General features: G+C 42.8%; 25 protein-coding genes. 10 read left to right on the top strand and 15 right to left on the bottom strand.

Annotation, left to right across the window (positions count from 1 at the left end; translation table 11 throughout):
• The first annotated feature begins 5 nt into the window (after positions 1-5).
• Positions 6-383 (top strand): hypothetical protein, encoded by a 378-nt coding sequence (locus ACOOEY_RS14410; protein ID WP_420385425.1) that lies wholly within the window; start codon positions 6-8, stop codon positions 381-383.
• 29 nt (positions 384-412) lie between these two features.
• The gene (locus ACOOEY_RS14405) at positions 413-676 is read left to right on the top strand and encodes a hypothetical protein (RefSeq protein ID WP_420385424.1); all 264 of its coding nucleotides are present in this window, start codon (positions 413-415) and stop codon (positions 674-676) included.
• On the opposite strand, the gene coaE is transcribed toward ACOOEY_RS14405, so the two are convergent.
• The 7 genes from coaE to ACOOEY_RS14370 form a co-directional block, all read right to left on the bottom strand.
• Positions 656-1,264 (bottom strand): dephospho-CoA kinase, encoded by a 609-nt coding sequence (gene coaE, locus ACOOEY_RS14400; RefSeq protein ID WP_420385423.1) that lies wholly within the window; start codon positions 1,262-1,264, stop codon positions 656-658. The genes ACOOEY_RS14405 and coaE overlap by 21 nt on opposite strands.
• Positions 1,257-2,228: a hypothetical protein gene (locus ACOOEY_RS14395; RefSeq protein WP_420385422.1), complete on the bottom strand. Its 972-nt coding sequence runs from the start codon at positions 2,226-2,228 to the stop codon at positions 1,257-1,259. The genes coaE and ACOOEY_RS14395 overlap by 8 nt, the downstream gene beginning before the upstream one ends.
• Positions 2,229-2,230: 2 nt before the next feature.
• Positions 2,231-2,551: a preprotein translocase subunit YajC gene (gene yajC / locus ACOOEY_RS14390; protein WP_420385421.1), complete on the bottom strand. Its 321-nt coding sequence runs from the start codon at positions 2,549-2,551 to the stop codon at positions 2,231-2,233.
• Between the two features lie 7 nt (positions 2,552-2,558).
• Complete coding sequence (locus ACOOEY_RS14385; protein ID WP_420385420.1) at positions 2,559-3,086, bottom strand: DUF1573 domain-containing protein; 528 nt, start codon at positions 3,084-3,086, stop codon at positions 2,559-2,561.
• A gap of 10 nt (positions 3,087-3,096) precedes the next feature.
• Positions 3,097-3,402 (bottom strand): YtxH domain-containing protein, encoded by a 306-nt coding sequence (locus ACOOEY_RS14380; protein ID WP_420385419.1) that lies wholly within the window; start codon positions 3,400-3,402, stop codon positions 3,097-3,099.
• A 1-nt stretch (position 3,403) separates the two neighbouring features.
• Positions 3,404-4,549 carry a transcription antitermination factor NusB gene (gene nusB / locus ACOOEY_RS14375; protein ID WP_420385418.1) on the bottom strand — a complete coding sequence of 382 codons (1,146 nt, stop codon included), beginning with the start codon at positions 4,547-4,549 and terminating at the stop codon, positions 3,404-3,406.
• Positions 4,550-4,647: 98 nt separating this feature from the next.
• Positions 4,648-5,751, bottom strand: a complete 1,104-nt coding sequence (locus ACOOEY_RS14370) for a Glu/Leu/Phe/Val family dehydrogenase (protein WP_420385417.1) — start codon at positions 5,749-5,751, stop codon at positions 4,648-4,650.
• 143 nt (positions 5,752-5,894) lie between these two features.
• Between ACOOEY_RS14370 and ACOOEY_RS14365 the strand changes: the two genes are divergently transcribed.
• Both ACOOEY_RS14365 and ACOOEY_RS14360 read left to right on the top strand, forming a co-directional pair.
• Positions 5,895-7,679, top strand: coding sequence for an ABC transporter ATP-binding protein (locus ACOOEY_RS14365; protein WP_420385416.1), 1,785 nt, complete (start codon positions 5,895-5,897; stop codon positions 7,677-7,679).
• 76 nt (positions 7,680-7,755) lie between these two features.
• Positions 7,756-8,199: a YybH family protein gene (locus tag ACOOEY_RS14360; RefSeq protein WP_420385415.1), complete on the top strand. Its 444-nt coding sequence runs from the start codon at positions 7,756-7,758 to the stop codon at positions 8,197-8,199.
• A gap of 2 nt (positions 8,200-8,201) precedes the next feature.
• Here the strand turns inward: ACOOEY_RS14360 and ACOOEY_RS14355 are convergent, their stop codons facing one another.
• The 3 genes from ACOOEY_RS14355 to truA are packed head-to-tail and all read right to left on the bottom strand — an operon-like array spanning position 8,202 to position 11,247.
• Positions 8,202-8,726 (bottom strand): hypothetical protein, encoded by a 525-nt coding sequence (locus tag ACOOEY_RS14355; RefSeq protein ID WP_420385414.1) that lies wholly within the window; start codon positions 8,724-8,726, stop codon positions 8,202-8,204.
• On the bottom strand, positions 8,723-10,501 hold the full coding sequence (locus ACOOEY_RS14350; protein ID WP_420385413.1) for an ABC transporter ATP-binding protein: 1,779 nt from the start codon (positions 10,499-10,501) through the stop codon (positions 8,723-8,725). The genes ACOOEY_RS14355 and ACOOEY_RS14350 overlap by 4 nt, the downstream gene beginning before the upstream one ends.
• A gap of 2 nt (positions 10,502-10,503) precedes the next feature.
• The gene (truA, locus tag ACOOEY_RS14345; protein WP_420385412.1) at positions 10,504-11,247 is read right to left on the bottom strand and encodes a tRNA pseudouridine(38-40) synthase TruA; all 744 of its coding nucleotides are present in this window, start codon (positions 11,245-11,247) and stop codon (positions 10,504-10,506) included.
• Between the two features lie 617 nt (positions 11,248-11,864).
• On the opposite strand from truA, the gene ACOOEY_RS14340 reads away from it, so the two are divergent.
• A complete protein-coding gene (locus tag ACOOEY_RS14340; protein ID WP_420385411.1) occupies positions 11,865-12,359 on the top strand; it encodes a DUF4293 domain-containing protein in 495 nt (164 codons plus the stop codon).
• 73 nt (positions 12,360-12,432) lie between these two features.
• On the opposite strand, the gene ACOOEY_RS14335 is transcribed toward ACOOEY_RS14340, so the two are convergent.
• On the bottom strand, positions 12,433-12,966 hold the full coding sequence (locus ACOOEY_RS14335; RefSeq protein WP_420385410.1) for an FKBP-type peptidyl-prolyl cis-trans isomerase: 534 nt from the start codon (positions 12,964-12,966) through the stop codon (positions 12,433-12,435).
• 276 nt (positions 12,967-13,242) lie between these two features.
• Here ACOOEY_RS14335 and htpG point away from each other — a divergent pair, with 276 nt between their 5' ends.
• A complete protein-coding gene (htpG, locus tag ACOOEY_RS14330; protein ID WP_420385409.1) occupies positions 13,243-15,135 on the top strand; it encodes a molecular chaperone HtpG in 1,893 nt (630 codons plus the stop codon).
• Positions 15,136-15,367: 232 nt separating this feature from the next.
• Positions 15,368-17,866: an ABC transporter permease gene (locus ACOOEY_RS14325; protein ID WP_420385408.1), complete on the top strand. Its 2,499-nt coding sequence runs from the start codon at positions 15,368-15,370 to the stop codon at positions 17,864-17,866.
• Here the strand turns inward: ACOOEY_RS14325 and ACOOEY_RS14320 are convergent, their stop codons facing one another.
• The 4 genes from ACOOEY_RS14320 to ACOOEY_RS14305 all read right to left on the bottom strand — a co-directional run bounded on the left by ACOOEY_RS14320 (position 17,867) and on the right by ACOOEY_RS14305 (position 21,419).
• Positions 17,867-18,730 (bottom strand): lysophospholipid acyltransferase family protein, encoded by an 864-nt coding sequence (locus tag ACOOEY_RS14320; RefSeq protein WP_420385407.1) that lies wholly within the window; start codon positions 18,728-18,730, stop codon positions 17,867-17,869. It lies immediately after the preceding gene.
• A 104-nt stretch (positions 18,731-18,834) separates the two neighbouring features.
• Complete coding sequence (locus tag ACOOEY_RS14315; protein ID WP_420385406.1) at positions 18,835-19,662, bottom strand: alpha/beta hydrolase; 828 nt, start codon at positions 19,660-19,662, stop codon at positions 18,835-18,837.
• 73 nt (positions 19,663-19,735) lie between these two features.
• The gene (locus ACOOEY_RS14310) at positions 19,736-21,097 is read right to left on the bottom strand and encodes a lipase family protein (protein WP_420385405.1); all 1,362 of its coding nucleotides are present in this window, start codon (positions 21,095-21,097) and stop codon (positions 19,736-19,738) included.
• Between the two features lie 73 nt (positions 21,098-21,170).
• Positions 21,171-21,419: a hypothetical protein gene (locus ACOOEY_RS14305; RefSeq protein ID WP_420385404.1), complete on the bottom strand. Its 249-nt coding sequence runs from the start codon at positions 21,417-21,419 to the stop codon at positions 21,171-21,173.
• A 198-nt stretch (positions 21,420-21,617) separates the two neighbouring features.
• On the opposite strand from ACOOEY_RS14305, the gene ACOOEY_RS14300 reads away from it, so the two are divergent.
• From ACOOEY_RS14300 to ACOOEY_RS14290, 3 genes are all read left to right on the top strand, one after another.
• Positions 21,618-23,810 (top strand): helix-turn-helix domain-containing protein, encoded by a 2,193-nt coding sequence (locus ACOOEY_RS14300; RefSeq protein ID WP_420385403.1) that lies wholly within the window; start codon positions 21,618-21,620, stop codon positions 23,808-23,810.
• A gap of 103 nt (positions 23,811-23,913) precedes the next feature.
• A complete protein-coding gene (locus ACOOEY_RS14295; protein WP_420385402.1) occupies positions 23,914-24,252 on the top strand; it encodes a PadR family transcriptional regulator in 339 nt (112 codons plus the stop codon).
• Entirely contained in the window at positions 24,252-26,846 is a 2,595-nt protein-coding gene (locus ACOOEY_RS14290; protein WP_420385401.1) for an FtsX-like permease family protein, read from the top strand. The genes ACOOEY_RS14295 and ACOOEY_RS14290 overlap by 1 nt, the downstream gene beginning before the upstream one ends.
• Positions 26,847-26,983 lie beyond the last annotated feature (137 nt).

Here is a 26,983-nt window from a genome sequence, read left to right as displayed (position 1 = left end):
AATTAATGAAGACAACCCATGCTTTGTCACATGTGCTAGACTATGATCTCACCGAAAAAACGTTGTTGGAAGATATCAAACACTGGATTGACTCTAACATGCTGATGATGGATCAGAAGTACATATGGAAAGTTGGGATTACTACGGGAGAGGATATTGTTAAAATTGCCGGTAAAGTTCGGAGCGATTTTGAGTGCAAGCATTTCAAGTATTGGAGAGCCGACAACTTTAAAGATGCTCTGGGAACACTGACCCGCTTAACTAAATATCCATTCATTTTCAAGTCAAACCTGAATGGCTACACAGGTAAAGGTGCTTACATTTTCGCATACAAGGCTCCTTGTCCGTCCAAAAACCTGTTTTATCATACATTACACTACTAAGCTTCTTTAGATTTACTTAAATTGATCTTATGAGTGAGGAATCAACCCACTTTTTTGATCTCCCATTGTCTGAACAGATTCAATATCTGTACAGAAATGGCACCTTCCAATTGGCCATTCGCTACTATGGCTATAAAGTGAATTTATATCTGATGGAGGGAGAGCTGATTGAGGTATTCTACAACCATAAATTGGACAAGATCGAATTCATCCAGCCCCTTGACTACCAACATTCACGTATGAAGTTCTATACTGATCAGATCAGACTCAGCTCACTGACCAGAAAGGTTTGACAGCTCGTCATGTATTTTAAGTACCTGAGGAATCAGAAGCTGATCACCGTTATTATCTATCAAATAGTCAGATAGCTTCCTTCTTTGACCATCAGACAACTGCTTGTCCATAATGTTCTCAATCTCCTGCATACTTCTTTGCTCATCCCTTAGCACAACTCGCTCTGCTCTAACACTTCTGGACGCCATTACGCAGATGGACTTATCAAGCTCTTTGTAAATTCCTGTCTCAAACAACAGAGCTGTTTCTTTGAGTAAATAGTTGGCATCGGTATGAGTAGCTATCCAAGACTTAAAATCCTCACCAACAGCAGGATGTACAAAGCTATTTAGCAACTTGAGTTTTTCTTCGTTGGAAAAGACTTCGGAAGCCAGGTATGACCTGTTCAATGTGCCATCACCAAAATAACTATCCTCTCCAAAGGCCTTTCTGATCTGGTCTATCAAAGGTTGGTGATGAACCATCAGGTGTTTTCCCCTATCGTCTGAATTGTAAACGGGAACTCCAAGAATCTGAAACAACCGACTGACCGTAGATTTTCCCGAGCCTATACCTCCGGTGATTCCTACAAGTAGTGGCCTAGTCATTCTTTACCGCTTTGATTATCTGAGGTTCAACTGTTACCTCCCGGAAAAGGTCATTAAGTACTTCTTTGCTCACCATAAGTGATGAATCTTGCCTGTTCATCTGACTGAAGTTTACGAAAAGCCGGACTTCCGATGTATCTGTCACGTCAAAGCTTGTTTCAGGGACTTTATAGAAGACTTTGGCTGATGAAGGACTTAATGCCCATCCTTCATCAGGAAATCCTCTGGCTTCTATAGGCAATGTCACATCTATGGTGAAAAGTCTAACTACGAGAAAACTCACATCGACATTGTCATTGGATACCGATATCAAATCGGGTAATTCCGGCAGATTGATTTCATCACTAAAATCTTCCGTTACTCCGTCAATCTCTTCTGATAACCAGAGTGTATCTCCCACTTCCTCTACCATAGATTGAGGCCCGGTAATACTAATAGTCGCTGGGTTCAAACGTACCTGAGAAGCCATGACATAATCCTGATCAAGGCTGATCCTGGAAGTATCATAAGCCAGTACTACTTCAGAAGTAACCTTAGGTTCAATCTTAAGACGAATACTATCTTGTAGAAAATAGTTGATTGATATTGGTTCAAGCCCGGGTGTAATTTCGGGTCTTAAAGTTGAGGTAAGTATAAACTTTTGCTCGGCAGGGTCTACTGAAACATTGAGGGTGTTCATCTTAAGCCCAAAGTAGCGGGCCATCAAATCCCAGCCACCACCAGACACTTCAATAGGTATTCGATTGGGTAATGACTCTGTAGCCACAAATTTATCCTGATCGAATTGAATAGATACAGGATAGTTGATTCGCGTTACATAATCATTTTTGTTCAATGCATTAAAAAACCAAAAGGTGGTTGATATGACTATGCATATCAATACCACCTTTATTTTTTCGTCTTTCGTGCTTGGTGCGTTGAGAGACTTTCTAAATTTTTCCAGTATGTCTTCAGCCTTACTCAAGACTAACCTTTTTCATTGGCTCTTTTACTGGCTTCTAGTGAGATGGAAGACTTCTCGAAGGTAAGCTTTACGCTCTTATCTACTTCGATGGTAACGGTATCATCAGTTTGTGCATAAACTTTTCCATGCATGCCACCGATGGTTACTACGTTGTCTCCCTTCTTAATTTCATTGATAAACTTCTTCTGATCTTTCTGCTTTTTTTGCTGCGGACGGATCATGAAAAAGTAGAAAACCAGAGCAATGCCACCAAACAATATCAACTGCTGCACTAATCCCCCACCTTGTGGTGCCTGTGTCTGTAATAGAATTCCGTAAATCATTTATTTCTTATGGTTGAGGTACTGCATTGGTTTGAACGAACCCTCTCAGGCTTAGTCTCACCTGCTTAGGATTAGTGTTAGCCACTACAGTGATTACAGGGCTCTGCTGACCTGATTTTCCTTTACTGTCAAATCTTACAACGATTTCACCTGTTCCACCTGGAGGAATTGCTTCCTTGGTGTGGTTAGGTACTGTACATCCGCAAGAAGCAGAAGTGCTTTGGATTTGCAGATCATCGGTTCCATTGTTGGTAAACTTGAAGGTATAATTCACTACTTCACCCTGCTGAATAGTACCAAAGTTATGAACAGTGCTTTCCCACTGGAAAGATGCTCCTGAAGAGATATTACTCTCTACTGGTTGTGAAGATGCTGTTGTAGATGGAGTAACAGTACTTCTGGCTACATTGCCATTTTCCAATTGATTCACTCTTCTTTCCAGATTAGCCAATCTTTTCTCCATTTCTGAATTACCACATCCTGATAGCATGAGTACTACAGCTGCCAGGCTTAGAATAGAAATTTTAGTTTTCATGATTGATAATTTATGCTTTTTCTCCTGATTTAATCTGTCCGATAAGGTCGTCTACATCTGTTAACAACTGCTCAGCCTTCTTTCTTGCATCAGAAACCACTTTTTCACTCTCCTCTTTAGCTGATGAAGACACTTCAACTTTTCCGTTGATCAGGTCTTCCAACAAGTCTTCCAGCTGCTTTTTATACTTATCCAGCTGATAGCTCAACTTATCTCTGGTGTTCGAACCTTTATCCGGAGCATACAAAATTCCCAAAATAGCACCGGTTGCTGCTCCTAATACAAATGCCAATAAATTGCTTGACCCTCTATTCATATTACTTATTGTCTATAAGTCCTCTACCTGTTTTCTTAAGCTCTCCTTTTTCTTTCAACTCTCCTGAAATCACATCCAGAATACCATTAACAAATTGCTTACTCTTCGGAGTGCTATAATTTTTTGAGAGCTCAATATACTCATTAATGGTGACCTTAACAGGGATATTCCTGAAATTCAGCATTTCTGCAATGGCCATTTTGAGGATGATCTGATCTGTATTTGCCAACCTGTCAACTTCCCAGTTTTTGGTTTTGCCGGCAATCATTTCAGCATATTCCTTATCATGCTCTACGGTACTATCAAGAATACGTTCGAAGAAGTCTTTATCTTCTTCCCAATTATTTGAAAAATCAGGAAGCTCGAAGCCCTTGGGGTCAGAATCTTCCTCTACATCTCTTATCGAACGCGCTACAAGACTTCTGACAATCTGCTTATTTTCCTTCCAGTGAATATCTTTCTCCTCAAAGAATGAAAGAATCACATCTGTTTTAAAAATCAGATCTTTTACCAGGTATTCGACAAGGTTTTTGTCGTCTTCGAATGTCGGATTGGGTGTTCTTCTATACTCACTGAAAGTCTCGTCTTTCTTGACGATCTCTTTATACCAGCTCTTGAAATTATCTTCCTCTTCCTCCCATGAGATATTTCTCTTGACCATAGCCACCTGAACTTTGGAGCTATTTCTAAAGAAATCAATCACCCGGTTTTTGGACAAATTGAAATCACCACTGAGTAATCGTTCAGGCGTGAGTTTCTGTTTCTTGTCGGTTTCTGTTTTACTAAGGTCTGACCATGTTACCAGCAGACCTATAATCCAGAGGAAGTAGTCAACCAGTGACTCGGCATCCAGGATCATGTCCTTTCTAAGCCTTTCAAAGTCCTTTTTAGAATTGTCCAGATAGTTTTTGTAAGCGAGTGAAGCTACTTCTTCTATTTTTTCTGTCATGGCATCGCTTTCATTCAGCGTTACGCCATAGACTTTGTTATTCAATAAGGCCCTTGCCTTTCGGGCATCAGCCTTTAACTGAACTTTGTCCTGGGGCTCCATTGAATTTAGATCAGGCTGAAAAGCCTCCTCTATTTCTGCGAGTCCAATATTAAAATTGGCCTCCTTACATTGTCCCAGTGCAAACAAAGTTTGCATTACTTTCACTCTAAGAGATCTCCGGTTGAGCATTTCAAGATGTATAAGAACGTTAAAATAAACAGCAGCGAGTGGTTTTTCCAACCACTCGCTGTTAATTATAAGGAAAGTTTTACGTTTCCTACATCAGCAATTCGTTTTTCAGCGATTTTCATCGCTGCCTGCTGAGTCGGAACACCCTCTTCTTCAGCTACTCGGAAGATGTTAAGGGTGGTATCAAATATTTTTTCAGTCCAGCTGTAAGCCTGTTCTTTATTATAAGCACCTTTCAGTTCAGATGAGATGTTGATTATACCTCCTGCATTGATTACAAAGTCAGGAGCATACACCATACCTCTATCTACCAGCATATGTCCGTGCTTATTCTCATCAGCCAATTGATTATTGGCAGCGCCTGCAATTACCTGGGCTTTTAATCTGGACAAAGTATTATCATTAATTGTGGCTCCCATGGCACAAGGGGCATAGATATCTACATCTAGATCATAGATTTCATCCATTCCTACCACGGTTGCTCCATTAGCTTTAGAAACTTTAGCCAGCCTGTCTTCATTGATATCGGTAATGAAAACCTGTGCATTTTCTTTAGTCAGGTGTTCTACAAGGTACATACCTACCTGGCCTACACCTTGTACAGAAATCTTTTTACCTGTGAGTGAATCTGAACCAAAGGCTTTTTTAGCAGCTGCCTTCATGCCCATATAAACACCATAAGCTGTCACAGGAGAAGGGTCTCCACTTCCACCCATTTCAATTGGTAAACCTGTTACATGATTGGTTTCCATACCAATGTATTCCATGTCACTGGTTTTCATATTCATGTCTTCTGCGGTAATGTATTTACCGTTCAGACTATTGACAAACTTTCCGAATCTTCTCAGGAAAGCTTCGTTTTTCAATTGCTTAGGGTCTCCGATAATTACAGCTTTTCCTCCACCAAGATTCAATCCTGATACAGCCGCCTTATAGGTCATTCCTCTTGAAAGCCTTAACACATCAATCACCGCTTCTTCTTCAGAAGCATAGTTCCAGAACCTTGTTCCTCCCAAAGCAGGTCCTAAAACTGTATTGTGAATTCCTATGATTGCTTTTAGACCAGTAGCTTCATCGTTACAGAAAACCACCTGTTCATGACCCAGGCTAGCTACCTCCTTGAAAATCGAGACACTGCTGACTTTCTCCCCGGACTTAACTTCTTCCATTACATTCATAACATAGTTTACTTTATATTTGCCGCGGCTTGCATGCTTTGAGCCACAGCCGCAAAAGTAACCAAAAGATCGACATCTTCTAAGGTTTTCACATTGCCGGCAACCTTTAGCAAAGCACTGCTGTTAAGATAACCGTGAAAGAACTCAAGCACCTTAATAAATACCTGTACAAGTACAAGCACCTACTAATTCTGGGCTTTATCTTCCTCGTCATTTCCAATTATTTTGGTGTATGGCCCGCTAAGGTTGTACGCTATGCCATTGATTACGTTACCGACAGCTTCAAGGTATATCGCCTGTTTGAAGGTAGCGGCATGAGTGAATCTGTCTTCGACAGACTGGAAGTAGGTGTGCTTATTTTGGGTGCAATAATGATACTCATGGCCTTCCTGAGAGGTTTTTTCCTCTTTTTGGTCAGGCAGACGATCATTGTCATGTCTCGTAAAATCGAATATGATCTCAAGAATGAAGTGTTTGAGCAGTACCAGAACCTGCCACTAAGCTTCTACAGAAAGAACAACACGGGCGACCTGATGAACCGTATCTCTGAAGACGTAAGTCAGGTGAGAATGTACCTGGGACCGGGAATCATGTATGGCATCAACCTATTGGTGCTTTTCCCTATGGTGATTTACGAAATGCTCAAGGTGAATGTGGAACTTACTATTTATGCATTACTTCCATTACCGGTACTTTCCCTGAGTATATATTTCGTTAATAATGTCATCAATAAGCGTTCTGAGAAGATTCAGGAAAGCCTTTCCGACCTTTCTACCTCAGTGCAAGAGGCCTTTTCAGGTATACGTGTATTGAAAGCTTTTGTAAGGGAAAAAGACTCGGCTACCAAGTTTGCTGCTGAAAGTGAAAAGTACAAATACAGATCGCTAAGACTCACATTTGTAAATGCGCTCTTCTTCCCCTTAATCATGGCCCTTATTGGTCTGAGTGTTTTGCTGACCATTTACATTGGAGGAAGCCAGGTAATTAAAGGTGAGATCACTTACGGTAACATTGCCGAGTTCGTCATCTATGTTAACATGCTTACCTGGCCGGTAACTGCGCTGGGCTGGATTACGAGTATCAACCAAAGAGCTGCTGCTTCTCAAAAACGAATCAATCAATTCCTGAAAGAGAAGAACAATATTGTTAGTACTGAAAACCTCCAAAGGGATTTAAAAGGAGATGTCTCATTTAAAAACGTTGGTTTCGTTTACCCAGACTCGGGCATTAAGGCGCTTGATAATATCTCCTTCGATGTAAAGGCGGGTGAGTCTATTGCCATTATCGGTACTACAGGCTCAGGCAAGAGTACCATTGCCAACCTGATGCTCCGCTTATATGATAGTTCGCAGGGTTCGATTACAGTTGACGGAAAGGACATCAGAGCTTATGACATTTCAAACCTGAGAAACCAGATGGGTTATGTTCCTCAGGATATCTTCCTTTTCTCAGACACCATCCAAAATAACATTGCTTTTGGAAGCGATAACATCAGCCTTGATGAAGTAGTACAGGCAGCCAAGGATGCAGACTTGTACGACAACATCACTGACTTCCCTAAGGGATTACAGACCATGCTGGGAGAAAGAGGAATTACCCTCTCCGGTGGTCAAAAGCAGAGAGCATCCATTGCCAGGGCCATTGTCAGGAACCCAAAAGTCCTGATTTTAGATGATGCCCTTTCTGCGGTGGATACCAATACGGAAAACACCATTCTCAATAGTCTGTCGAGAATTATGAAAGGAAGAACCACCGTGATTATTTCTCATAGAGTATCTTCCGCCAAGCTTGCTGATAAAATCATTGTACTGGATGATGGTAAGATCATTGAGCAGGGCACCAATGAGTCGCTGCTGGCCAAGGGAGGAGTTTACAAGGAGCTCTATGACAAACAGTTGAAACAGGAGGAGTCTGTTTAACAGACTGAAATTAGCAATAAACTCACCCCGTTTTTGTCGGTAGTTTCTCAACTTACAGGTGCTAAACCCGGGTACCATGAAGAAGTATGCTTTTTTGATTTTATTCCTGGCTGTTCTCTCCTGCCAGAAGAACAATGTGACCAATATTGAAAAGTGGAAACAGGAAATTGTAGACACTGAAAAAGCCTTTTCCGACATGGCCATCGCTGATGGTATTCCAGCCGCCTTTTTGGCTTATTCTGCCGATAATGGCGTAATGATGCGCAACAATCAGTTGATCAAAGGTTATGGAGCAATGGAGACCTATTTTCAGGCAGCAAACTCCAACCCTAATCAATTCAGCTTAAGCTGGAAACCTGACTTTGTGGATGTGGCTAACTCAGGAGATCTTGGATACACCTATGGTGAGTACACTTTAACAGTAACTGATTCAACCGGAAATGCTCAGGAATCTAAAGGCATCTTTCATACCGTCTGGAAAAGACAAGCAGATGGCAGCTGGAAATTTGTTTGGGATTAGGCCTATTTAGCAGGCATCTCAATAATCAGCAGGTTCTCAGAAATATATTGTTCAATAGTGAAGTTCTGTAATTCCAATCGGGCACCTTCAGCAGTTTCCCTCATTTTTGCCTCAATGGTTGCCGGGCTGGGCATCACAACATTGTGTGCCTCGATTTGTGCTCTTACAGCATTGCTAGCCGGAATACTCAAACGACTGTAGTTTGCAGGAAGGTCTGAAGTTCCCGACTCTAACTTAACGCCAATAAACATCTTTAGCTCTTCCTCCGCCAGTGTAGTATCATTGTAGTGGACAATGGTCAATACACCTTTGAACCTACCGGCTTCGATATAATCTTTAGCTTCGAAGAATGCTTGCTCAATTTCAGGACTATCACCTTCACCCTGATAGAGTACACCTACTAAGTTATAGTCGCTTACATTCTCTATAGAATAATCCACCTTATTCAATCCACCCAGATAGAGGTAGGCACCTACAATCAGAACAAAAGCTATCAAGCCTGAGATAATTAATCCTTTGCGTTTCATATGGCAGCCACTTCTTTGTATTGCATATTATATAGTTTGGAATAGAAACCTTCCTTCTCCAATAATTCCTGATGCGTTCCTATTTCCTTGATCTCTCCTTTGTCGAGCACGATGATTTTATCTGCTCCCTGAATGGTAGAAAGTCTGTGAGCAATCACGATAGATGTTCTACCTTTCATTAGCACCTCAATAGCCTTCTGAATAAGTTCTTCTGTTTCTGTATCTACTGAAGAGGTAGCCTCATCCAGCACAATGATCTTAGGATCATATACCATGGCCCTCACAAAAGAGATCAGTTGTCTCTGTCCTACAGAAAGAGTTGAACCTCTTTCCATTACATTATAATCATAACCACCCGGCAGTCGGTCTATAATTTTCTTAACACCCACCAGATCAGCGGCCTCTGATATTTTAGCGTCTGTGATGTCCGGGTTTCCCAATGTAATATTCTCCCTAATCGTGTCTGAGAACAGGAAGACATCTTGCTGAACTACTCCAATGTGACTTCTCAAAGCACTTAGATCATACTCATTGAGGTTAACCCCATCAACCAGAATATCTCCTTTGTTGATTTCATAGAAACGAGACAGCAAATTGATGACTGAAGACTTACCAGCACCGGTAGCCCCTACCAGAGCCACGGTTTCCCCTTCTTTCACCTCAAAAGAAATATCCTTGAGTACATAGTCCTCTTCATTATAGGCAAACCAGACCTTTTTGAATTCAACAGCACCCTTGATTTCTTCAGGCGCATAATCTCCTTCATTGGACATATGCTCATCATTGTCAAGCAAGTCGAAAATACGGTTTGAGCTTACAATACCCATTTGCAGTGTATTGAACCTGTCTGCAATCATTCTGATGGGACGGAAGAACATCTGAATGTACATGATAAAGGCGATGATCACTCCGGGACCTGCGCTGGTATCGACCAGAATTCCACGTGCTCCATACCAAACGGCCATTCCAATGGCTATGGCCTGTATGATCTCAGCAACCGGGAAGTAGATAGAATAATACAATACAGAGCGGATATGTGCCTTGCGATGCTCTCCGTTAATCTCTTCAAACTTATTCATCTCTCTTTTCTCAGCATTGAAAATCTGAACGATGTTCATGCCTGTTACATGTTCCTGAACAAATGAGTTGAGGTTGGAGACAGCATTGCGCACCTCATTGAAAGTAACTTTAATCTTCTCCTTAAATACATAAGTACTGAAGATCAGCAACGGTAGCGTTGAAAGGCTTACCAGGGTCAATCTCCAGTCCAGGGCAAACATGAAGCCCATAAGGAAGATCAACTGAAGCAGATCTCCGATTAGAGCAGCAATGCCTTCACTAAAGACATTGGAAAGAGTTTCTATATCTGAAACATTTCGCGTGACCAACCTACCAATAGGTGTCTTGTCAAAGAACTTAAGCTTGAGTCTAACGAGATGATTATAAAGCTTAATCCTGATATCCCGGATAATGGTTTGCCCCACCCAGCCTGATAAATAGGTATGAGAATATTGAACAACTGCTAAAAGAATCAGATGACCTATAAGAATGCTGATCATTAAAACCAGACCATCATAGTCCCCATTGGGCACATAACGGTCAATGGCTCTTTGCACCAACATGGGTCTGATGGGTGTTAGAACAGCCAGAAATATGGTAAGAAATACGAGCAGGTAGAATTGTTTGATATAAGGCCTTGCATATTGAAACAGACGCTTCAACACCTTAAAGTCCACTAAATTCCCGCTCTTTACTTTGGCTTTTTCCTTTTCCAATGTCAACAATAAATATCTTCCAAATACTGAACCTCTGAGAGGTAAAGGCCATGGGGTGGTACAGCCCTACCGGCTTTAGTCCTGTCTTTAGCCGCAATGATACTAACAAAATCCTCAACAGTTAGTTTCTCTCGCCCTACTTCCAGCAGTGTTCCCACAAGCGCTCTAACCATTCCCCTTAGAAACCTGTTTGCCCTAACGTTGAAAACTAACTGATCGTTCTCCCAAAACCATTTCGCGGTAAATATTTCACAAATGAAATTATTTACTTCTGTCTTCACCCTGCTAAAGCTCTCGAAGTCCTGCCTTCCCAATAGCTTTTCGGCAGCTATATTCATGAGCTCAACATGAAGCGACTGGCTAAAGTAATAGCTTTGACCATCGAGGAAAGGATCTTTCTTTTGATGGATATAATAATGATAGCCTCGTTCCTGAGCATCGAAACGCGCATGGGCTTCTGACTTTACCTCACGACAGGCAGATATGGCGATATCGGGAGGTAGCATGGCATTAAGCTTATATTGGATTTGCTCCAGCGCAAGACTGGAATCTGTATCGAAATGGGCTACCTGCTGTTTGGCATGTACACCTGTGTCGGTGCGACCACTTCCTGTAATATCGACAGGCTGACCCATCATCCTGGAAAGTGCCTGTTCAATCTCCTCCTGCACGGTATGCGCATTGGCCTGACGTTGCCAGCCATGATAGTGAGAGCCATTGTAAGCGATTTCAAGAAAACAGCGCATTCAGTTGATACTCCTAGGGATTTGACCCTGCGAATTAACTTAATTAATTCCAAGCCTGAAAAATAAGGGCTCAATTACTGCTGAATGAGGAAAATAAAAGAGCAGGAGCACTCGGACTCCCGCCCTAAACATTAACAACCCGTTTCTTTACAACACAAGCCTTCGTCTTTCTTACCGCATTACTTATTCATTCACGCATAGCCAGACACCGAAGCAGAAATCACCCCAAGGATTTCTACTTTCATTAGAAAACATATTGTTTCATTGAAGGCGCCCCTTTGTCACCGCTCATTTTTCCCCACAAACACGAGCAGTAACTGCAGCTGAGAATGAGAAGTATCAGTCCGACAAAGACCAAACACGATTTTTTCTTAATACTTCATCTGTGCTGTAACAGAATACTAAATCTATATTATATTGTTTTATTAATATTTCATAATACTTTATGAGTTAAATATTTCAACAACAGAAATAGAGATGTAAATGAGAAAATGATCATCTTAACCAAAAGCCTGTCGTCTAAAACCGAGACCCATCGTGACCTTAATGCTTAATTTTAAGATTAGATCAAGTCACTTCAATAGCTTTACTATATTTGCCTCCAAATTCAAAAGATCATGATTCAGCGTATTCAAACTCTATTTCTTCTTGGTGTTGCCGTATTAATGGGTATGACGAACGCCTATTATCTCTGGGGTGAAAAAAGTGCAGATGATCAAACCGTGGTAACGCTCACTACCATGAATATGAAAGTGATTGAAACGGCCGGTACGGTAAGTGATCTTTCCGATGACACCATCGTCAGACAGGATGGCACCTGGTATATCGGGGCATTGTCTATTATTGCAGCTCTCATTGCTATATTTTCTGTACTGCAGTTTAGAAACCGACTCAATCAGATGAAGCTAGGTGCACTCAATGCACTAATCATGGCCGCAACATTGGGTATCTCCTACTATAAAATATATCAATATGAAGGCCTTATCGAAGGTCAGGGAGCCATATCACTGGGTTTTTACCTGCCTGCAGGGGCTATGCTATTGAACATCATCGCCAACCGCTTTATCCGTAAAGACGAAAAGCTGGTAAAAAGTGTAGATAGAATCAGGTAGAGAACTAAAAAGCATTCATAAAAAAAGCAGCTTCGTAATTGAAGCTGCTTTTTTTATAAACTTAAATTCTCTTTTAAGGATTAATCTTCAGCAAAGAAATCTTAAAGATTAGATTTTCATTGGGACCAATGTTACCCTGACCAATATTCTGATACGCCCAGACAGAAGGCACATAGAAATCACCCTTTCCTCCTTCTTCCAATAACATGGTTGAATACTGAAACCCTGAGATTACACTATTGGTACCAATTTGAAATTGTAAAGGCGCATAATCCCTGTTCTCATTATAGATACCGCCATCTCTTGCCACTAATTCTATACTGGTGTCGAGTAGATTATTCTCCAGGTCATACAGTTCATAATCCACCGATACAAAATCAGCGGCTCCGGGATTTACCTCATTACCTGTCTGCTGGATTACATAACGTATCTTAGTTCCTTCATCTACCTCTGCGGTAATGTTGTTCTCGTTCAGATAGCTGTCAATAGCAGCGATATCTAATTCAAGTTGAGCCAACGGATCATAATCTGGTGTATCATCAGTTGTATTCAAACACCCCATGAGACTGAGGGCCAATACTCCGGCTATCCACTTCTTCATTTTCATAATTCTCTCTCTTTAATAGGCTTTGAGCATTAAGCCAATGGCACAATGTTCATGTTATTTTCTGTATCAATCAAGTGACACTTTTAAAAATACATTGGTTGTAACAGTCAGAAAACACTTTCACTACGGTTTTACACTTAGTCTGCATCAACTGAATTCATACGATTTTCTGACTCACCCTGACTTTTCGGTACAAAGTCTGTCAGCATGTCACTCTTTGTCGATTGGTATGGCATTTGATTTTCTGGGCTGCTGGAAAAAAACTGACAAAACGTTATGCAAGAGAAAGGTACGATCTCGATACATACCGAGAACATATTCCCGATCATTAAGAAGTTCTTATACTCTGATCATGAAATCTTCTTGAGAGAATTGGTAGCCAATGCCGTAGACGCCACACAGAAAATAAGACGTCTGGCCTCTTTAGGTGAATACAAGGGAGACCTTGGTGAAACCCGTGTAGAAGTAGAGGTAAACAAAAAGAAAAAGACCATTACCATTAAAGACAACGGTATTGGTATGACTGCCGAAGAGATCAAAAAATACATCAACCAAATCGCTTTCTCAGGAGCTACAGAGTTCGTTGAGAAATTCAAAGATGCGGGAGATGCCAAGGAGATCATCGGTAAATTTGGTTTGGGCTTCTATTCTGCCTTTATGGTGGCCGGTAAGGTAGAGATTGACACATTGAGCTATCAGGAAGGTGCAGAAGCTGCCAAATGGATTTGTGATGGCAGCACCGAATTTGAGATCAAAGCCGGAAAAAGAAAAAGCCGGGGAACAACCATTACCCTGCATATCAATGAAGATTCTGAGGAGTTTCTGGAAGATCAGAGAATTCAGGGCATTCTTGACAAATACGCTAAGTTCCTTCCGGTAGAAGTGAAGTTTGGTGAAAAAGAAGAGTCTGTTGAAGACGGAGAAGACAAAGACGGTAAGAAGAAATACAAGACCGTTAAAAAGGATAATATCATCAACAATACTTCTCCCATCTGGACTAAGTCGCCAACCGACCTCACCGATGAAGATTATCTGAAGTTCTACAAAGAGCTTTATCCATTCTCGGAAGATCCGCTTTTCTGGATTCACCTGAATGTAGACTTCCCCTTCGAACTTACCGGAATTCTCTACTTTCCTAAGCTGAAGAATGACTTCGAAATGCAGAAGAACAAGATTCAGCTGTATTCACGTCAGGTATTCATTACGGATGAAGTAAAAGACGTTGTGCCTGAATTCTTAATGCTCCTCCACGGTATTATTGACTCTCCCGATATTCCATTGAACGTATCGAGAAGTTACCTGCAGTCCGATGGAAATGTGAAGAAGATTAACACTTACATCACCAAGAAAGTAGCTGATAAGCTGGGTGAACTCTTCAAAAAAGAGCGTGAGTCTTATGAGAAGAAGTGGGACGATATTGGCCTGTTTGTGAAATACGGAATGATCTCAGAAGAGAAGTTCTATGAGAAGGCAACAGACTATGCTTTAGTGAAAAATGTGGACGGCAAGTGCTTTACGCTGAAAGAATACGAAGCGCATATTGAGGCTAACCAAACCGATAAAGACAAAAACAGAGTCTGGCTTTATGCCAACAATCCGGCTAAGCAAGATGCCTTTATTTCAGCGGCTCAGGATAAAGGATACGATGTACTGGTATTCGATTCACCAATCGACAGCCATTTCATCAACCACATGGAGATGAAGCTGGAGAAAACCCAGATTAAGCGGGTAGACTCTGAAAACCTGAACAAGCTGATCGATAAAGACGAAAAGCGTGAGCTGGTACTAAGCGATGAGCAGAAAGAAGGTCTGAAAGAAGTTTACACTAAGGCTGTTGCCGATGGCAATTTCAAAGTGGAAGTAGAAGCACTTTCTCCTGATGATGCCCCGGTAACTATCACCATGTCTGAGTTCATGAGAAGAATGAAGGAAATGCAGGCTACCGGAGGCGGTGGATTCAATATGTTTGGCGCCATGCCAGACACGTATGATGTAACCGTAAACGGAAATCATCCCCTGGCCGATAAGATTCTTAAAGCCGATGCCGATGATGCCAAAGAAGGGTTGGCCAAGCAGGCAGTAGACCTGGCCATGCTTTCGCAAGGTCTTCTCGAAGGCAAAGCCCTTACAGACTTCATTAAAAGAAGTACCGAACTGTTGGGTAAATAAAATTTACGATAGTGCATTACATAAAATGCCGTACCTCGACAGGTACGGCATTTTTATTTTCCCAAATTCCATATTGTACAAGACACAACCGACCGCCAGCGAACACTATCGTCCTGCAAAGAACATTAGCTAACCAACTATGGCTGTCCAATCGGCCTTTGCAGGCTCTAAAGACAGATAGAGCTTTGGCATACTCCTTGGCATAAGCTGGTGGAATATTTAATTTAGACCTATGCTCAAAAACATGTTCGTCATTGCCTGGCGCAATGCCATCAGGCACAAACAATTTTCTTTACTTAACATTCTGGGCCTTTCCATTGGTATCACCGCCACCCTAGTGATCTCTCTCTATGTTATCAACCAGTACAGCTATGACAATTTCTTTAGCAAAGGCGATCGTGTATATAGAATAAACCAACCAATGATCTGGGGAGACTGGAATGAATCCTTTGCCTCCACCGGTCCTAACCTGGCTGTTGCATTAAGGTCTGATGTTCCTGAATTTGAAGAAGTGACCCGTGTACACACTCCGGGTGAAATGGTTATCAACTATCAACCGGAAGGTCAACAACCGGTCTCATTTACAGAAAGTACTGCCTACGTTGCAGAGCAGAATTTCTTTCAACTGTTCGACTTTCCAAAGCTGGAAGGAAATCTCGAAACAGCTCTTGAATTACCAGGCAGTGTCGTAGTGACAGAAGAAACGGCCATCAAATACTTTGGAACCAACAGAGCCATAGGAAAGACACTGGTGGTTAATCAATCTGGTGAGAATAAATCATTCCAGGTGACCGCAGTATTAGAAGATATTCCTACCAATTCACACATTCAGTTCAGCATGCTGCTTTCCATGACTTCCTTTGATAACATCAGGCAAAGACAGCATCAATGGATCTGGACGACCTTTGTCACTTATGGACTGGTTGGCCCTGATGTGAATGTCACTGCCCTGGAAAACAAAATTCAATCCATTCCCCCAAAATGGGCCACTCAGGAAATTGAAAATGTTTTTGGACAGACTTATGATGAATATATCAAAGACAAACAATGGACACTAGAGCTTCAGCCACTCAATGAGGTCTATGTAAAATCTCCACCAAGCGGCAACCGCATTGGTCCTGCCGGCAACATCTTATATGTTCAGATATTTTCTGCCGTAGGCGTCTTGATCCTTGTTCTGTGCAGTATCAACTTCATGAATCTTTCAACGGCCAAATCAGCCAACAGAGCCAAAGAAGTAGGCATTAGAAAAGTATTGGGCTCGGAAAAAAGCTCATTGATCAGACAATTCATCTTTGAGTCTGTATTGTATGTGGCCTGTGGAACCATACTGGCTATAGTCATTACCGAGGTTTCTCTCGATGCCTTCAACCTGATTGCTGATACTGAACTCAGCCTGCATCCTTATTTATCTGACCCACAGGCAATGGGATTGGTTCTTACATTCATTTTGGTACTGGGAGTTGCAGCGGGTAGTTATCCAGCCTTCTACCTTTCTTCTTTCAGCCCGGTGAAAGTACTGAAAGGCAAATTGAGTAGCGGCTTTAAGGGCAGCATGCTTAGAAACATATTAATCATTACCCAATTCACAATTTCTGTAGCGCTTATTGTTTCCACCTTCTTCGTGCAAAAGCAACTGAACTATGTCTCCAAGGTCGACCTTGGATTCAACAACCAGAATGTATTGCAGATCCATAATATGGAAATGCTGAGCTCTGAGCAGCAGGAAACGCTACAAACTCTACTCAAGAATAATCCTGCCATTGAACAAGTGGGTATTTCAGACATGACCCCTCCGGCAGTTTTCAATGAAGACAAATACAAAGCTTTTGGTCCCGAAACCGAGGCCATTACCCTGAATCGAATCAGGTGTAACGAAGAGTATGTCGATATGCTGGGCGTGAATATTCTGGAAGGAAGAAACTTCGATGAAACCAGGGGCACAGACCGATATAAAATCCTACTTAATGTTTCAGCCATTAAAGCATTGGGCTGGGAATATCCTGCCTCTCCTGAAAACTCTCCTATTGGCAAGCACATTACTTTCCCTAATAGTACTCAGGCCCTGTTTGAAGTTATAGGTGTAATGGAAGACTTTAACTTCAATAGTGTAAGGTATGACATTGTTCCATTGATGATCATTCACAATGACAATGACAAGATGTGGAACATCAACAAGAATTACCTTTCAGTTCGATTGAACCCTCAACAGGTTAATACCAAAGCCGCTCTGGACGCTAACCTGAAAGACATTAAGGCAGAGATTAGTGAATTCAATGCCAACATACCTTTCGAGTACTCTTTTATGGATCAGCTTTTTGAAGCCAGTTTCAGAACAGAGCAGCGAATGGGACAGATTCTGAATATCTTCACCGTTATGGCGCTCGTCATTGCCTGCCTCGGACTATTCGGGCTATCCGCCTTTGCTTCGGAACAGCGCAAGAAGGAATTGGGTATCAGGAAAGTCTTAGGAGCTTCGGCACAGCAGCTGATTGCGGCTTTCACCAGGGAATTCTCTATCCTCATCCTGATTGCCATACTCATTGCCAGCCCCTTAGCCTATTGGTTTGTTAAAGGATGGTTGTCCGATTTTGCCTATAAGACTCCACTCAATATCTGGGTCTTCGTAGCAGTAGGTTGCATGTCTTTTGTCATTGCCTGGTTAACGATTGGCTTCCATTCATTGAACTCGGCCAGACAAAATCCTGCTGAAATATTAAGAGATGAATAATTAGGCAGAGGTAACCGCTTCCGCCTCTTCTCTGGTGTACTTCCAGCGCTTATGAGACCATAGATAATCGCCCGGACTGTTTTGAATGGCTTTTTCAAGCAGTCCGGCATAAGTCTCTATAATTCCCGGTTGATCAGAGTATGGCGGTTGAGCCACAGAGTGAAAAGTAACCTCATACCTACCCCGGCCAATGCGCCTGGTGTCGCAGAAGAAAGCCGGATACTGAATGGCCATGGCTATTCGCTCTGCTCCTACATAGAAAGCCGTCTCCTTATTCAGGAAGTCGACCCAACGCTTTTCAGTACCGATACTCGGTACCTGATCAGCGATAAAACCAATGACCCTTGGTTCATCTTTTCTTTTGATAATCTCTCTGCTGGCCGTGTCTTTTGGAATAGCACGTCCACCGTGGCGGGTTCTGAGGTTATGCATGATTTCCTCATACTTCTGATTCTTAATCGGCTTGTACAGGAATTCCATGGGATAGCCCATGAGCCTACTGATAGAATGAGCAGGCCACTCCCAGTTAGCCATATGGCCGGATAACAATACAACGGGTTGACCTTTATCCAATTCATCTCTTAACAGTTCAGGATTGATCAGTTTGCACCTTTCTTCCCAATCAGACTTTGTGAACCTGTAGGCAATGATAAATTCAGCAAAAACCTCTGTAAAGTGGAAGTAAAAAGCCTTTTCGAGAGACCTGATCTTCTCTTCTGGAAAGTCGGGGAATGCGCTCTTCAGGTTGGTGCGAACGACCTCTCTTCTGTACTTCAGTATGTAAAATGCAAAGCCGCCCAGTGCCCTGAACCAAAAATAAATGAAACGCTCAGGTAGGTAAGAAGCCAGTTTAATGATTGCCATTTAGTCGATTTGTAGAATCGGAAAAACGATACCCTGACGGGATTAGTTCTTCAAAAGAATGATTTTGGCGCAAATATAAGAGATCGACTAACGATTGGAAGCTTTTATTCAAGGCTATATAGCCAGGAGAGGGCTTCTCTCAGCTGGGCATTCCAGGAACGTTCATTATGCCCGCCCTCCGCATCAATTCTCCACTGAATCTGATCTTCCAGTCCTTCCGTTTTCAGTAGTTCAATCATCTGCTCAAAAGACTCCGTCATTGATGGAGGCTCTTTAGCCCCCACGATGTAGTACATTTTAGCGTCTTCAGGCAAAGTCTGCTCACGCACCTGATTGAAAGGTCCCTCACCCCACCAAAAGCTTGGAGAGAAGATACCCGCTCTGCTGAAGATTTCCGGATATTCGAAAATGGCATAGTGCGAAATCAATCCGCCTAAAGATCCACCCATAATAGCAGTCCCCTTTCTGTCAGAAATGGTTCGGTATTCCTGATCGATATATGGCTTGACGGTATTCAGGATAAAGTCCATATAAGCCTGCCCTTCTGCTTTACCATGTTTTTCATGATCCCAGGCAGTCAACTCATGAATTCGATCGGCCATACCATTGTCGATGCCTACCACAATGAGTTCAAAGCCTTTCTCTTCATAAAGCTCATTCAGCACCTCATCCACTCCCCATTCATCAATGTAAGCAGTAGCCTTATCGAACAGATTCTGTCCATCGTGCATATAAAGCACCGGATATGATTTGTTGGAATCGGCATAGCCTGGTGGAAGGTACAGCCGGATTTGCCTTTCCCTGTTCAGGCCCGGAATATGAAATGGCTTTTCAATGACCTGTACATTACTGGCTGCTGTAGACGGCCTCTCCTGCGCCAAAAGACCAGAAGCCAGAACAAAAAGACATAAAAAGAAAGCGAATGATCTCATACTTCAGATGTTTCCCGATTTAACCGAAAACAAAGTAAGCAATAAGTTGAAGATCATTCGCTCTGAAAAGTACTTAGGCCGACTGTGGCTTATACTTTGTCATGACATTGGTAAAGGCCGTGACCTCCATCAACTGTAGGTAGGCCTGCACATGCTGATAGCCCAATTGTACCAAAAAGAGGAACAGGTTGTTAAAGAAGGCATAAATCTTCTCCAGGTATGCCACGATACCCTTCGGCAGCATATTGATAATATCCTGGGAAATGGTCCCTGTGAACTTCGCAAGAATGACCTTAGCCAACACGTTGATAACCGGACCTTTCAACATTTCCAGCCATTTCTTGTCAGGATCATTATCCGGAATCACATTCAGAATATTGTTGGCCACAAAAGTGAGAATCTTAGTGATCTCACCTTCACCCATAGTCTTTAAAAGATCAGCTACAGCGGTAGGACTGATGATCTGCATGTTCACAGCACTTTGTAAGCCTGCCACCTGCTCCATGATCTGTACATAGTCCTCACCGCTTTTCATGGAATTGAGCAGGGCCAGGTTAGTCAGTGCCAGTACAGCAGCATTGGGCTTCACATGAGGATAATACAAATGTGGAGCTTCCAGCATCATGTCCTTTTGCCAGCCGTGCGGCACAACATCTATGCTATTCCATATTCTAATGGTTCTGGAACCCAATTCCTGATCATAGAAGAAAGCAAAAGCCTTGTTGCCCGGAGTCGCTCCTGCTGTTGGTAAAGCACTGACGATGAAATTCAACTTAGAATCCCATGAACCGATGCTCATCGACTGACCATTGGCACTTCCACTGGCATTGATGCATTTGAAGTCATAAGTAGCCGTTTGCATTCCTTTGAGCCCCAAAGCCAAAGAAGCCGATAAAGCACCACCAAGGCTATGGCCGGTGACAATAAGCTCTGTTTGCTGGCTGGCAGCAGCAGAAATACTGCTCAGATAATCGACCACTGATTGACCATTGCTCTGCATTTGCAGCAAGTGTTGAATACCCACATAAGTACCGGTAGACACTTTCACCCCCTGGCTGGCAGCATCCGCACTGAATGGCCAGACCTGAGTGGTTCCGGTATTGAAATCTTCAATAAACCAGCCATAAGGAGAGATGGGGTTTGTACCTGCGATGGACAATACATACGTATTCTGACTGGCACTCTTGGCAAGGAACATGGTATTGTCCGCTACCGATTTGTTGCCATTATCCTTATTGGAAAACATGACTGGCCCCCAAACCACCGACCACTCACCAATGAGTTGAACTGATTCAGGATCTTTCAAAACGGCCGGGATACTTTTCTCTGCTTCTTTCTGAAGCTGTGCCGGAGTGTTTTTAACATTAGACAGCGAATTGGATAACCAATTAAGCGCAAACGTCTGTTGAAGTTGATTGTAACTTGGATTTGACATAATTGTGTGTTTAATAAATTGACTCAAAATTTAGTCAATTCCTCAGGCAGGCAAAAGCAATCCATATTACTTTTTAGAAACCTCTTTCCCAGCGGCTGGCTACCTGCTTTCTCTTCATCTCTCCCGAGTCAATCATTTCCTGTAAACGCTCATTGCGTGAGGGAGCTTTTGAAGTAAGATGCCAGTATCCGCAGGTTTGGCACTCATAGACGTTCTGTGGACCTTCATGCGGAAGAAAGCCTTTGTAGATATGCTGATCGATCAGGGCAGTCTCTGCCAGATCCTCACTCATGTATTGATATTTACCACTGGAACATTTCATATCAGGCCATTAAGGCTATCATCAAAGCCATAAAGATAATCACCACAAAGGTAACGCAACCTAACCAGAACCTTTAGGAATAGATCATCTGCGAATTCATTGCCTGTACAAGCTAAAATCTGCAGTTTGCGAACATAAGCCAATTCTTATTTTTAAATTAAAATATTTAATAAGTAAATTGATAATTTACAAATCAATATGACCGACAAGCTGAACGATATTGCCCAGGTAGCAGCCGATTATGTCAATAGTACCGATCGCCATATTTTCCTTACAGGTAAAGCCGGTACAGGTAAAACTACCTTTCTCAAGTACATTGTTCAGCATACCCATAAAAAGACCATTGTTGCCGCTCCCACCGGTATAGCCGCTATCAATGCAGAAGGAGTTACCCTGCATTCTTTGCTACAACTTCCATTCGGGGCCTTTCTGCCCGAACGCATAGTTCCTCCCGATGTCAATGTACAGGTGACCACACTTTACAATCTGTTCTCCAATCTCAGATTCAACAGTAGTAAGAGACAGCTGATCAGGGAAATGGAACTGCTGATTATAGACGAAGTGAGTATGCTCAGAGCAGACCTGTTGGACTGCATAGACCATATGCTCAGGCACCTGAGAAGGCAAAAGAATACTCCCTTCGGTGGAGCACAAATTCTGTTCATCGGAGATTTACTGCAATTACCTCCTGTGGTCAAGGATGATGAGTGGAACCTCCTCAAAACCTATTATCGTTCCTCCTACTTCTTCGAAGCCAAAGCCCTGGCCAGTCAGCCACTGGTTCATCTGGAGCTGGAGAAAATTTACCGTCAGAGCGACAACCAGTTTATCTCCCTGCTCAATCGCTTTAGGGAGAATAAACAAAACCGGGACGATATCGAATTCCTGAACCAGTACTATCGGCCAAATATTGACCAGGAAGCGCAAGATGGCTATATACACCTGACTACGCACAACAGAAAAGCAGACAGTATAAATCAGGAACGGCTGGCTGCACTGGACACTCCGACTCATACATTCAAAGCTGAAATTACCGGGGACTTTCCGGAAAATGCCTATCCGCTTTCAGAACAATTGGTATTGAAAGAAGGCGCCCAGGTGATGTTTATCAAAAATGACCCCAGCGGGCAGGGAGAGTTTTTCAATGGAAAAATAGGCCATGTTTCTAAACTGACTGACGGCACTATCAGCGTACAATTTGAAGATGGCAAAGAGGTAGCCGTGCCCTACTACACCTGGGAGAACAAGCGCTACTCCTTGAACAAGGACACGAATGAAATTGACGAGAAGCTGATGGGAAGCTTCACCCATTACCCCATTAAACTGGCCTGGGCTGTCACCGTGCATAAAAGCCAGGGACTGACATTCGAGAAAGCCATCCTCGACCTTTCCGGTGCCTTTACCCAGGGTCAGGTCTATGTGGCCTTGTCCAGGCTGACCTCGCTGGATGGACTGGTACTCTCTTCTAAAATCTCCACCGAAGGGTTCGACATTGCTTCATCCATGAAAGCTTTTAATGAAGCCAAACCCAGCCTGGAAGAACTTTCGAACCGACTGGCGAATGACCGAAAAGACTACCTCTATGAACTCATCAAGCGACACTTCGACTTTGGACAACTGGCTCTGTCACTGAAAATCCATATATCAGGATTCGACAAGCAGGAAAATCGCTCCATTAAGCAGCAATTCCTAAGCTGGACACAGGAGTTATCCGAGCCCATTCTTGCCATGGAAAAGGTAGGGAGAGGTTTTCAAAGTCAGGCCTATAAAATCATCTATGAAGAACAAGACCTCCACAAACTGGCCGAAAGGGTAGACAAAGCCTGCGACTACTTTAAGCCCTTGCTACAAACAGCTCATGAGTCTATCAGCCATCACGATAAAAACCTGAAAGACAAGACCAGGCTTAAGAGCTACCGCAAGGAATTGAAGGAGCTGAAGGAATTGCTCTTTGCCCAACAAATGGCCCTACTCAGATCGAGGCTGTTGATACAAATGCTCGCTGAAGGCAAAACACCGACTAAGCAGGATGTTCAGGACTTGCTCAAAGAAACCATCATTCCCAAAACACCTAAGCTCAAAGACAAAACACCTACCCGGGAGATTAGCTTTGGACTGTTCAAGGAAGGCAAGAGCATCGCAGAAATTGCTGATGAAAGAAACCTCGCCTATACCACCATTGAAGGACATCTCTGTCTGTATGTAGAGACCGGGGAGATCAAAGCCACAGAACTGATGGACGAGCAAAAACTCAATAATATCCTAAGTCTTATCACTCCTGAAACCAGTAGTCTCACCGAAATCAAAAGTCAACTGGGCGATGAATATACCTATGGAGAGGTCAAAATTGCCATGGGAGAATGGAAGCGATTGAATCCATCGGAGACCTAAACAGCCCCTAACGTGCTTCAAAGCCGTCTTTAAAAATAATATCTTTTACAAATGGGTAAGTAATTATTTTTCTATTAGTTTTACGAATCCGTAACTAATAGGAATGACAAGAAAATATCAACTAGGCGAGTTTGAGGAAACAGTACTTTTAATAGTAGCCGTACAGCATGGTCAGGCATACGGCATGTCAATCACCAACGTCATTGAAGCAGAGCTGGGCCGGTCGGTTAATATGAGCTCAGTGCATACTGCCCTGTATCGCCTGGAAGAAAAAGGCTTTGTTAAGTCGGAAATGGGTGGTGCCTCAGATCAACGCGGGGGAAGAAGAAAGCGCATCTTTCTCATCACCAACACCGGTAAAGAAGCCCTATTAGAAGCACGAGAGGCCAGACAATATTTATGGGGGCAAATGCCTGATTTCGTATTTGAAAACAAGACTTAATGAAGGCCCATCCTCCCAAATTAGCAGAGCGCTTCCTCTCATTCTATTGTAAGGAAGAATTTCAGGAAGAGATTCTCGGAGACCTGTTTGAGCGTTTCGAGTACCATGTTGAGCAATATGGTCCGGCAAAGGCAAAAAGGCTCTACTGGCTCAATGTTTTCAAGTTTATACGAGCCTATCGACTTCGCCTGTTCACCAATTCTCAAAAATCAACAAACAACATGGGTATGTTCACCAATCATTTGAAAATAGCATTTCGCAATGCTGTCAGACATAAATCCTTTTCATTCATCAACATAGCCGGACTCATGGTAGGGTTGACCAGTTTCATCCTCATCAGCATGTATGTTCAGCATCAATTGAGTTTTGACAAGTTTCATGAAAACAAAGATCAGATCTATCGAATCACGGATGGCGAAAAAGCCTTTGTACCAAGTGTAGTGGGTGCCCTGCTCGACAGGAGTTTTGAGGATGAAATAGTTGCCTCTGCCCGGTTGATTGTATTAGGCAGCCGAACATTTCAGGTAAATCAGGAAACCTACATTGCCAATGTACATTACCTGGAGCCCGCATTTTTCAAGATGTTCACCTTCCCTCTGCTTTATGGCGACAAAGATCAGGTATTTACCAATCCATCTTCATTGGTCATCTCTGAAAAAGAAGCCATTGCCAGATATGGCCAATCTGATGTGGTTGGAGAGACCCTGACCATTTTCGGAAGAACCTATACCATCACAGGCGTATTGGCTCCTTTTCCCAAAAACTCGCTGATACAAATGGACTATGCTGCACAACTCAGCGATGTACCATGGACATTAGATGAACAATGGACCAATGATGGTTTCTACACCTTTTTACAATTAGCACCTGGGGTTGATGTTCAACAGTTTGAAGCAAAAGCGGCCAGCATGATCAATACTCAACTGAAATCGCAGATTGGTGAAGAACCATTTCCTATCATGCTTCAGAATTTCGGAGATATCTATCTGCAATCAGAGATGCGTCTCCAATACGAATTGGGTAAACCCGGCAACATTCGGTATGTGTACATATTCATGTCCGTTGCCGCCCTCATTCTGCTCATTGCCTGTGTTAATTACGTCAACCTGGCAACGGCCCGGGTTATGCATAGGGCCAAAGAAGTCGGGGTCAGAAAAGTGATCGGAGCCCAACGCAAACAGCTCATTTATCAGTTTTTAAGTGAGTCATTTATTTTCGTCTTTATGGCTCTGCTGTTGTCATTTGCATTGGCAGTGGTGCTTCTTCCCTATTTCAATGTTTTGGCAGATCAGAACTTTACCATTTCTGAAATAACCAGCTCCCGACTCATAATTCAACTGCTGGGACTGAGCCTGGTCATTACCCTGCTGGCAGGGTCATATCCGGCCCTGATGCTTTCCAACTTCAAACCTATTACGGTGTTAAAGGGCAGGTTCAGCAGCTCGAATTCGGGCAATCAATTAAGGAAGGTGCTGGTGGTCTTTCAGTTTTCCATCTCCGCCTTTCTCATTGTCGCCACTCTGGTGGTGAACGGACAACTCTCTTTCATCCAAAACAAAAACATAGGCTTTGAAAGAGACCATGTGGTTCGCTTTATTATTGACAGCTGGGCCATGAGAGATCAGTTGGAGACATTCAAAACCACCCTGCTGACCAACCCGAATATTGAGCGGGTAGGCTTTAGTCATAACACTCCCGTACATGTAGGGTCAGCGCACCCCATGAAGATTAATACAATGGGTGATGAAGAAGCCATTTACTGCCTCTACACAGATAAAGATTTTATGGATGTGGTGGGCATGAATCTATTGGCCGGTGATGATTTCAATGTAAAAGCCATTCCCTTCCGACAGTATGATACCACAGGAATAAAACCCAGCTACATCATTAATGAAACAGCAGCCAAACTCCTCGGCTGGACTCCGCAAGAGGCTATTGGTCAGAACATTACCATAGCGGAAGTAGAAGCCCCTGTTCAGGGGGTGATTGAAGATTTTCACTTCATGTCTATGGAGCGCAAAATAGAACCCTTTGTCCTACTCTATAATCCATCTCGCATCTTCTTTGGACTGGCCAAAATCTCGGGAAACAATGTGAGGGAAACCATCTCCTTTATGGAAACTACCTTAGGAGAGTTTAACCCTGGCTTACCCTTTGATTTGCAGTTTTTGGACGATCGCTTTCAGCAGATGTACAGTTTTGAGCTTCAATTGAAACGGGTCTTTATCACCTTTGCCAGCATTGCCGTTCTTATCGCCTGTATGGGCATGTTTGGTCTTATTTCCTTTATGGCTGCTAACCGTGCTAAGGAGATAGGGATCAGAAAAGCCTTAGGTGCTTCCATATCCTCTATGATGGTGCTGATCTCCAAAGACATACTGAGTTTAATCTGTGTTTCGCTTTTGATAGGCCTGCCCTTGTCTTACTATTTTATGAGTGAATGGCTCTTAGACTATCAGTATCGAATCGCTATTGGCTGGCCATTGCTGGCCATAGCCGGACTTGCCGCTATATTGGTTACCCTGGTAACCATTGGCTATCAAACCATCAAAACCGCCAGAATTAATCCATCGCATGTTTTGAGGAATGAGTAAGCCCTCCTACGCTAAAGCTTTTGGCTTCGCTTTGAGCCTATAAACGGAAGGTGGTGTAAATGCCATGCCACCACAAGCGGCAAAGCGGGCGGACTTCACAAGCAAAGGGCTTGCACTTTTCTAAAAATAAGTGCCCG

The sequence above is a fragment of the Roseivirga sp. genome (genome assembly GCF_965216855.1).
Classification (GTDB): domain Bacteria; phylum Bacteroidota; class Bacteroidia; order Cytophagales; family Cyclobacteriaceae; genus Roseivirga.
Note: the sequence above shows the minus strand (reverse complement) of the source record. Positions and strands in the feature narration are given on the sequence as shown.